The sequence below is a fragment of the Bathymodiolus platifrons methanotrophic gill symbiont genome, from assembly GCF_002189065.1.
In the GTDB taxonomy this organism is placed as follows: Bacteria; Pseudomonadota; Gammaproteobacteria; order Methylococcales; family Methylomonadaceae; genus Methyloprofundus.
The window spans coordinates 1-1,474 of sequence record NZ_BDMN01000550.1 but is presented as its reverse complement, the minus strand read 5'-3'; the positions used below and the strand labels follow the sequence as shown (position 1 = coordinate 1,474).

Here is a 1,474-nt window from a genome sequence, read left to right as displayed (position 1 = left end):
ACCCGACACTTAATACTAACTCACTTTTTCTATATTTTTTGTAAAAAAATAATTTTGAAATAATTAACTTATCTTTCTCACTTAACGTTAAATTTTTATGCTTTTCAATATGATTAATGAAATCAACTGGCTTAATTGAAGGAAAAAAATTAGAAAAATCCATTTTTAAAAAATAACTATTTAACTTATGCGCCTCAGCATTATCTTTTATATTTATTTTTTTTATATAAGCTTTTGCTGAATGATGTATAGGTAAATTTTGAAATAGGTCAATACCAAATACCGCAGTATTTTGTACAAACTTTAATTCTTTAGATGGCTGAGCTATATCTCTAAAACCTTTTCCATTTCGCTTTTCTATTTTATATTTTTTGTACCGATGTGGAGCTGATGAAATAAACTTCCATAGGTCAGGTTCATTTAGTAATATTTTTTTAGACAAGCCCTCTAAAATTGACATAATTACCTCGTACCCAATTCGAACTCAAGAACCTTCATTCTTATTTTCTCTTTCTTTGAGCTTTTATAATATTGGGCAGCGGCAATAATTGCTGAATTTCTATCAAACTTATCATCATTTTTTTTATTGGAAAACACTATTCTATGATTATTATCAATAACTAGATAATATTCTCTATTCCCCATTCTTCTTTTTTCAATTAATTCTAATTTTTCTAACAAAAAAAGTAACCTTGATACTTCCTCTGGGGCTACATCTACATTTAAACTTTTCAAATAAAGTTTTATTTCCTTATTTATAAGTGCCTTGTAAGTTAAAATTAAATCATAAATTAAAAAAGCTATATGACCTTTATTTGTTAGATTAAATTTTTCAGTTTTATTAACTTCATCTAATATATTACTCAGTGAATCGGTAATGTCATCAAGGTGTTCTTTTAAGCTATTTTCTAGATCATTATATTTATAGGGGTATGAAAGTATGTTTTCATCTTTTAATTGGCGAAGTGGTCCAAGTTTTATATAAGAATCTTGATTATGATGGTCATCACAAATTATTATTACGATTTTTTCTTTTATTTTTTCATTCACTGAAAATGACCCAAGTTCTGCTAACGCCCCAGGGCTTTCAAGAGAAATAACAACAAGTGATGCTGTTTCAGCAAGGTCAGATTCGAACGTTAATAAATCAGGATAAATTGAGTCATGCAACCAATCTTTGAATTCTTCAACCAAAACTAACGAACTAAAAAGCTGAGAATGTTTAACTGATAGGTGATCATAGAGCAATGCTCGAACAGTTTTATTTTCCTGATCGCTCATATCCCCACCAAATAATAATATTTTTGGTGGGCGTAGGTTTACATGGCTATTTTCGATAGATATTAAAGAAAGAAGAGATTCCCTAGGGTCATTAATTTCCATTCAATATTGTAACCTATTAATATTTATTTTATAGAGTTCACTAATAGGCTGAAGTTTCCCAATAATTATTTATGGTAAAATTGAAACTATG

1 protein-coding gene and 1 pseudogene are annotated in these 1,474 nt (G+C 28.1%); both read right to left on the bottom strand.

Annotated features, from left to right (window positions below; translation table 11 throughout):
• Window positions 1-460 (bottom strand): annotated as a pseudogene (locus CDZ78_RS20365) (retron St85 family RNA-directed DNA polymerase); the annotation flags it as partial.
• A gap of 2 nt (window positions 461-462) precedes the next feature.
• Complete coding sequence (locus CDZ78_RS20360; protein WP_087871574.1) at window positions 463-1,383, bottom strand: retron St85 family effector protein; 921 nt, start codon at window positions 1,381-1,383, stop codon at window positions 463-465.
• Between the last annotated feature and the right edge of the window lie 91 nt (window positions 1,384-1,474).

Excerpts from the sequence above, each read along its gene's own strand:
- CDZ78_RS20360 (WP_087871574.1), bottom strand. The coding sequence starts at position 1,383 with ATGGAAATTAATGACCCTAGGGAATCTCTTCTTTCTTTAATATCTATC.